The following is a 6,039-nucleotide window of genomic DNA, read 5'->3' as shown; positions in this document are numbered from 1 at the left end:
CCCCCCAGCCGATGCTGGCGGCGATGGCGGACCGGCTCGACCCGCCGAAGGGCGACAGCCTGACGCTCGACGACCTGGTGCGCCGCTACCTGGCGGCGTTCGGGCCGGCCAGCGTGGCCGACGCCCAGACCTGGCTGGGGCTGAGCCGGCTGGCCCCGGTGTTCGACACGCTCCGCCCCGCGTTGCTGACCTTCCGCGACGAGCACGGCGTAGAGCTTTTCGACCTGCCCGAGGCGTCCAGGCCTTCAGGCGACGTCGCCGCGCCTGTGCGGCTGCTGGGCGAGTTCGACAACATGCTGCTGGCCCACGAGGACCGCAGCCGGATCATGCGGCCGGAGCACAAGCGCTGGATGTTCACCGAGAACGGCATCCTGCGCGCCGCGGTGCTGATCGACGGTTTCGTGGCGGGCCGCTGGCGCATCGAGGATGGCAAGGCGGAGTCCGTCCTGCGCGTGGAGTTGTTCGACAAGCCCGCGAAGGGCGCCGCCAAGGCCCTGGGCGCGGAAGGCGAGGCCTTGCTGGCCTTCGCGGCCAGGCACGACCGGCGCGACATCCGCATCGAGACCCTGGACGGGGCCTAGGGCCGTTCGGCGAGCGCCTCGAGCGCGGTGGCCGCGCCGCGCGCCGCCTCGTCCACGCGGATCGCCGCGCCCAGGTCTTCGGCGGCGGCCTTGAAGGCCGGCTCATCCAGCAACCGGCGCACGGCGGCCGTGATCGCCTCGGGGCCGGCGTCGGCGGGCAGGGTCAGGCCGGCGCCGCGATGGATGACGCGGGCGGCGTTGTCGTTCTGGTCGCGCCCCATCGGCAGGCAGAGCAGGGGGACGCCCGCCAGCAGCGGTCGCAGGGTCGAGCCGTGGCCGGCATGGGTGATGAACAGGGCGGCGTCCTTCAGCAGTTCGCCATGCGGCGCGCTGCGCACGACGGCGACGTGGGGCGGCGCCGCGAACTCGGCCGGATCGATGGTCGGTCCGGTGGTCACCACGCCGCGCACCGGCAATTGGCCCAGAGCGGCGATGATGGCGCGCAGGGCCGGCTCCTGGGCCTGGTAGAGGCTGGAGAACGACACCACGATCAGCGGCGCGTCGCCGGGCGGCGGCGCGAAGGCCTCGACCCAGGCCGGGTCGGCCAGGTAGGGGCCGACATGGGCGAAAGGCGCGGGCAGGGGGCTGGGCGCGAAGTCGAAGGCCCGGCTGGTGGCCAGCAGGATCGCCCTGGCGACATCCAACTGCGCGAAAACGTCGTCCAGCAGCGGCAGGGCCAGCGCGGCGCGGGCGGCGTTGAGGTCGGGCAGGCCGGCCTGGAAGAAGCCGCGACTCATCTGGCCGACCATGGCGTGCATGGCCCGCTCCTCGTCATTGGTCGCCGGCAGCATGCCGGCCCCGAACGGCGGCGCGCCGGCCATGGTCGGCAGCGACCAGACGTTGGCGGCCAGCAGGGCCAGGGGCAGGCCGCGCGCTTCGGCCGCCATCATCGGGCCCAGCAGCAGTTCCTGGGTCACGACCACGTCGGGCGCGAAGGCGTCGATCGCCGCGAGGGTGTCCTGGGCGTAGGCGAGGGCGGGGCCGGTCATCACCCGGTCCAGCAGGCGATGGATCACCGCCAGCGGATTGTCGGCCTCGTGGTCCTTCAGGCGGTCATCGTCGTGGGTCTTGCCCGTCTGGAAGGGCGCGGTCGTCCAGGCGCGGAACGGCACGTCCAGGGCCGCGGCGTCCGGCCCGTTGCAAGGGTCGCTCTGCACCAGCACCGCGTGGCCGCGCGCCGCGAGGTCGCGGGCGACCAGCAGCATGGGCTGCACATGGCCGCCGCCTTCCCAGGTGGTGAAGAGATACCGCGCCATCAGAACCCTCGACCGCATCCGCACCGCCTGCCTACGCGGTCCGAAGGAGCCTTGCCATAAGCGATCAAAATGATATCACTTTGACATCAGTCCTGGAGGGCTCCATGTCCGACGCGCCGAATATCAACCGATCGACCGAACGCGCCTATGGCGGGATCGGTGGCGGACTGCCGTTGCTGTCGCTTCCACTGCTGGTGGTCGCCGCATTCTGGGCCTTTTCGACCGCCGTCGCCGGCGCCACCGGCTTTGCCGGCGTCGCGCTGGGCATGACGCTGATCGTCCTGTTCCTGCTGGTCAGCTGCGGTTTCTACGCGTTGCAGCCGAACGAGGCCTATTCGATCACGCTGTTTGGAACCTATGTCGGCACCGACCGCCGGACCGGCCTGCGCTGGGTGCTGCCCTGGTACGGCCGCAAGAAGATCAGCCTGCGGGTGCGCAACGTCACCAGCGAGACGCTGAAGGTCAACGACAAGCGCGGCAATCCGGTCGAGATCGCGGCTAACATCGTCTGGCGGGTGTCGGACACCGCCCAGGCCCTGTTCGACGTCGACGACTACGTCGCGTTCGTGAACATCCAGATCGAGACCGCGCTGCGCGAGACGGCCTCGCACTACGCCTACGACCACGACGACAGCGGCGAACCCACGCTGCGGGCCGACGCCGACCAGGTCGGCGAGCGCCTGCGGACCGATCTTCGGGGCCGCACGGCGGTGGCCGGGGTGTCGATCGACGAGACCCACCTGATGCACCTGGCCTATGCGCCGGAGATCGCCGGCTCGATGCTCAAGCGCCAGCAGGCCGAAGCCGTTCTCTCCGCGCGACGCACGATCGTCGCCGGCGCGGTCGGCATGGTCGAGAACGCCCTGCAGCAGCTCAGCGAGCGCGAGGTCGTCGTCCTGGACGACGAGCGCAAGGCGGCGATGGTGTCCAACCTGCTGGTGGTGCTGTGCGCCGACCGTGAGGTCCAGCCCGTGGTCAACACCGGCACGCTGTACGGCTGATCCCTTGGCTGTTTCTCCGCCCGACTCGCCGAAAAGTGGGCGCCGCGCGTTTCTGATGCGCGTGCGCCCCGAGGTGCTGGCCGCCGTCGAACATCTGGCGGCGGCCGAACTGCGCAGCGTCAACGCTCAGGTTGAAATGCTTTTGCGCGAGGCGCTCTCGCGCCGCGGCGCGTTGCGATCGCTGGACAGCGGTTCAGCTTCGGAGGAACCTCCGTCCCCATGAATGCCTTATGGCTTTGCGACCGTTCCGACGGACGTGGGCGACAAGCGAGGTTCCGGCGTGATGGATATGAGGTTTGATCCGCTCTCGGCGTTCAACGAGGCTGAACAACCCCTGTTCAAGGCTGTCCGGCCGGGCGGAAAGCCGGTCAGGCTGGTCGATACGACCATGCTCTACGCCCCGCGCAGCGGCGGCGTTCGGCGCTATCTGAACTGCAAGCGCGCCTGGATCGCGGCGAATCGGCCGCAGGTCCGACACACCCTGGTGGTGCCCGGCCCGCGCGACGCCCATGACGGCCACGGTCGGGTCTCGATCTATGCCGCGCCGCTGCCATTCGGTGACGGCTATCGCTGGCCGGTGGTCAAGGGCGCCTGGATGGAGCGGTTGATTCGTCAGCGACCGGACATCATCGAGGCCGGCGATCCGTACACCCCCGGCCTGGCCGCCCTGAAGGCCGGCGACGCCCTGGGCGTGCCGGTCGTCGGTTTCTGCCACACCGACCTCGGCGCCCTGGCGGCCCTGCACATCGGCGAATGGGCCGAGAAGCCCGTGCAGAAACGTTGGGCGGCGATCTACAGCCAGTTCGACCAGGCCGTGGCGCCCAGCCAGTTCATCGCCGGCCGGCTGATCGACGCCGGGGTCAAGACCGCCATCGGCCTGCCGCTGGGCGTCGACACCGAGATCTTCCACCCTGGGCGCGGCGACCGCGAGGCGCTGCGCCGCAAGCTGGGCCTGACCAGCCGCCACCGCATCCTGGTGTTCGCCGGCCGCCCGGCCCGGGAGAAGAAGCTCGACGTGCTGGTCGAGGCGGTCGAGCGCCTGGGCGATCCCTATGTGCTGCTGTTCGTCGGCGCGGGGGCCGGGGCGCCGTCCAGCGATCGGGTGATCTGCATGGACTATCAGCGCGACCCGCAGAGCCTGGCCGCCGTGCTGGCCAGCTGCGACGCCTTCGTCCATGCCAACGACAACGAACCCTTCGGCCTGATCGTGCTGGAGGCCATGGCCTGCGGCCTGCCGGTGATCGGCGTCGACGCCGGCGGCGTGGCCGAGTCGGTGGACGAGACGGTCGGGGCCCTGGCGACGGCGTCGGAAGCCCAGGCCTTCGCCGAGGCCGTGGAATCGGTGTTCGCCCGCGACCTGCCGGCGCTGGGCCTGGCCGCCCGCCTGCGAGCCGAGCAAAGGCACGGCTGGGACCCGGTGTTCCGCAAGCTGTCGGCGATCTACGGCGGTCTCGCCGGCTGCGCCGCGTTCGGCGATCCGGTCGAGCAACGCCTGCCGACCCAATAGCGGGCGGCTAGGCGGCGGCTAGGCGGCGGCTTGAACGAGCGCGCCGCGCACCTGGGCCAGGATCTCGTAGGAACGCACTCGCGCCGCGTGATCGTGAATCTGCGAAGCGGCCATCAGTTCGTCGGCGCCCGTGGCGTCCAGCACTGACTGGATCTTGGCGCGCACGGTCTCGGGCCCGCCGATCGCCGAATAGCGGAAGGTGTGGTCGAGGCCGGCGAGCTCGGACGCCGACGCGATGGCGCGGATGTCGTCGACCGGGGCCGGCAGCAGGCCGGGCTGGCCGCGCCGCAGGGCGAGGAACTGCTGCTGCGACGAGGTGGACAGCCGGCGCGCTTCCTCGTCGCTGTCGGCGGCGCAGACCCCGATACAGACCAGGACATAGGGCTGGGCCAGGGCGTCCGACGGCTTGAAGGTGCGGCGATAGACGGCGATCGCCTCCATCAGCTGGTCCGGGGCGAAGTGGGCCGCGAAGGCGAAGGGCAGGCCCAGCGCCGCCGCCAGCTGGGCGCTGTAGGTGCTGGAGCCGAGCAGCCACAGCGGCACGTCCTGGCCCTCGCCCGGCACGGCCCGCACGGCCTGTCCCGGCTGGGCCGGCTTGAACCAGGCCTGCAACTCGACGACGTCCTGGGCGAACGAATCGACCGCGCCCATGTAGCGGCGCAGGGCCCGCATGGTCGCCTGGTCGGTGCCGGGCGCGCGGCCCAGGCCCAGGTCGATGCGGCCGGGATGGAGGGCGGCCAGGGTGCCGAACGCCTCGGCCACCATCAGCGGCGCGTGGTTGGGCAGCATGACGCCGCCCGATCCGACCCGAATCGTCTTCGTGCCGGCGGCCACGTGGCCGATGACCACGGCGGTGGCGGCGCTGGCGATGCCCGGCATGTTGTGATGCTCGGCCAGCCAATAGCGGTGATAGCCCAGTCGTTCGGCGTGGCGCGCCAGGTCCAGACTGTTGTGGAGCGCCTGGCCAACGGCGATTCCCTGCGGAACCGGGGCGAGGTCGAGGACGGAGAAAGGCAGGGGGTGAGCATGTGACATGCACGCTACATCGTAGCGCCGGGACCGAACCTCAAGGCGCGGATCGTACTAGCCGAGACCTCGCGATCCGCGCACTAATCGGTTTCGACGCCAGGCAGGCGGCGAACGGAGGCGAGGATGACGCTGAAATGCACCCATCTGGACAGCATCGCGGTCGTTGAACCCAGGACCGCCGGTTGCGAGGAGTGCCTGCAATCGGGCGATCGGTGGCTGCATCTGCGGCTTTGCCGGACCTGCGGCCACGTCGGCTGCTGCGACCAGTCGAAAAACAAGCACGCCACCAAGCATTTCAAGGCCACGGCCCACCCGATCATCGAGGGCTATGACCCGCCGGAGGGCTGGGGGTGGTGCTATGTCGACAAGGAGTTCTTCGAATTCGACGCCCCGACCCCGCATCCGGGACCGATCCCGCGATTCTATTGAGACGCGGCGAATCGATCGGCCTGGGTCGAAGACCGGCGTCCGGCGATGCGAAGGAGAGGAAGTGGCGCGAATGACGGGACTTGAACCCGCGACCTCCGGCGTGACAGGCCGGCGCTCTAACCAACTGAGCTACATCCGCGTCGGGCGCGAACCAATGTCCGGCGCGGTCGTTCTATATACTGCCTAAGGTGGGAAGCGACCAACTTCAGGGAAGGTGGCGCGAATGACGGGACTTG

7 protein-coding genes and 1 tRNA gene are annotated in these 6,039 nt (G+C 70.2%); 5 read left to right on the top strand and 3 right to left on the bottom strand.

Going from position 1 to position 6,039, the window contains the following annotated elements; all coding sequences use genetic code 11:
* Positions 1-581: DNA glycosylase AlkZ-like family protein (locus PMI01_RS25865; protein ID WP_007676859.1), on the top strand; the 581-nt coding region annotated here is incomplete at its 5' end.
* Here PMI01_RS25865 and PMI01_RS25860 read toward each other — a convergent pair.
* Entirely contained in the window at positions 578-1,837 is a 1,260-nt protein-coding gene (locus PMI01_RS25860) for a glycosyltransferase (protein ID WP_007676858.1), read from the bottom strand. The two genes, PMI01_RS25865 and PMI01_RS25860, sit on opposite strands and share 4 nt — an antisense overlap.
* A 104-nt stretch (positions 1,838-1,941) precedes the next feature.
* Between PMI01_RS25860 and PMI01_RS25855 the strand changes: the two genes are divergently transcribed.
* Genes PMI01_RS25855 through PMI01_RS25850 form a run of 3 tightly spaced genes read left to right on the top strand, consistent with a single transcriptional unit; the run spans position 1,942 to position 4,345 of the window.
* Positions 1,942-2,838 carry an SPFH domain-containing protein gene (locus PMI01_RS25855; protein WP_007676857.1) on the top strand — a complete coding sequence of 299 codons (897 nt, stop codon included), beginning with the start codon at positions 1,942-1,944 and terminating at the stop codon, positions 2,836-2,838.
* 55 nt (positions 2,839-2,893) lie between these two features.
* Positions 2,894-3,061: a hypothetical protein gene (locus tag PMI01_RS27555; RefSeq protein WP_162830830.1), complete on the top strand. Its 168-nt coding sequence runs from the start codon at positions 2,894-2,896 to the stop codon at positions 3,059-3,061.
* A gap of 60 nt (positions 3,062-3,121) precedes the next feature.
* Positions 3,122-4,345, top strand: coding sequence for a glycosyltransferase family 4 protein (locus tag PMI01_RS25850; protein ID WP_007676856.1), 1,224 nt, complete (start codon positions 3,122-3,124; stop codon positions 4,343-4,345).
* 18 nt (positions 4,346-4,363) lie between these two features.
* On the opposite strand, the gene PMI01_RS25845 is transcribed toward PMI01_RS25850, so the two are convergent.
* Positions 4,364-5,380 carry an LLM class flavin-dependent oxidoreductase gene (locus PMI01_RS25845; protein WP_007676855.1) on the bottom strand — a complete coding sequence of 339 codons (1,017 nt, stop codon included), beginning with the start codon at positions 5,378-5,380 and terminating at the stop codon, positions 4,364-4,366.
* A 117-nt stretch (positions 5,381-5,497) separates the two neighbouring features.
* Between PMI01_RS25845 and PMI01_RS25840 the strand changes: the two genes are divergently transcribed.
* A complete protein-coding gene (locus tag PMI01_RS25840) occupies positions 5,498-5,803 on the top strand; it encodes a UBP-type zinc finger domain-containing protein (RefSeq protein ID WP_007676853.1) in 306 nt (101 codons plus the stop codon).
* 62 nt (positions 5,804-5,865) lie between these two features.
* Here the strand turns inward: PMI01_RS25840 and PMI01_RS25835 are convergent.
* Positions 5,866-5,942: transfer RNA gene (locus PMI01_RS25835), tRNA-Asp, on the bottom strand.
* Positions 5,943-6,039 lie beyond the last annotated feature (97 nt).

This window comes from Caulobacter sp. AP07, from assembly GCF_000281955.1.
Classification (GTDB): Bacteria; Pseudomonadota; Alphaproteobacteria; order Caulobacterales; family Caulobacteraceae; genus Caulobacter.
Note: the sequence above shows the minus strand (reverse complement) of the source record. Positions and strands in the feature narration are given on the sequence as shown.

What these genes read in the sequence shown, in the direction of transcription:
- PMI01_RS25860 (WP_007676858.1), bottom strand. Translation starts at nt 1,837, where the DNA reads ATGGCGCGGTATCTCTTCACCACCTGGGAAGGCGGCGGCCATGTGCAG.
- PMI01_RS25855 (WP_007676857.1), top strand. Translation starts at nt 1,942, where the DNA reads ATGTCCGACGCGCCGAATATCAACCGATCGACCGAACGCGCCTATGGC.
- PMI01_RS27555 (WP_162830830.1), top strand. Translation starts at nt 2,894, where the DNA reads ATGCGCGTGCGCCCCGAGGTGCTGGCCGCCGTCGAACATCTGGCGGCG.
- PMI01_RS25850 (WP_007676856.1), top strand. Translation starts at nt 3,122, where the DNA reads ATGGATATGAGGTTTGATCCGCTCTCGGCGTTCAACGAGGCTGAACAA.
- PMI01_RS25845 (WP_007676855.1), bottom strand. Translation starts at nt 5,380, where the DNA reads ATGTCACATGCTCACCCCCTGCCTTTCTCCGTCCTCGACCTCGCCCCG.
- PMI01_RS25840 (WP_007676853.1), top strand. Translation starts at nt 5,498, where the DNA reads ATGACGCTGAAATGCACCCATCTGGACAGCATCGCGGTCGTTGAACCC.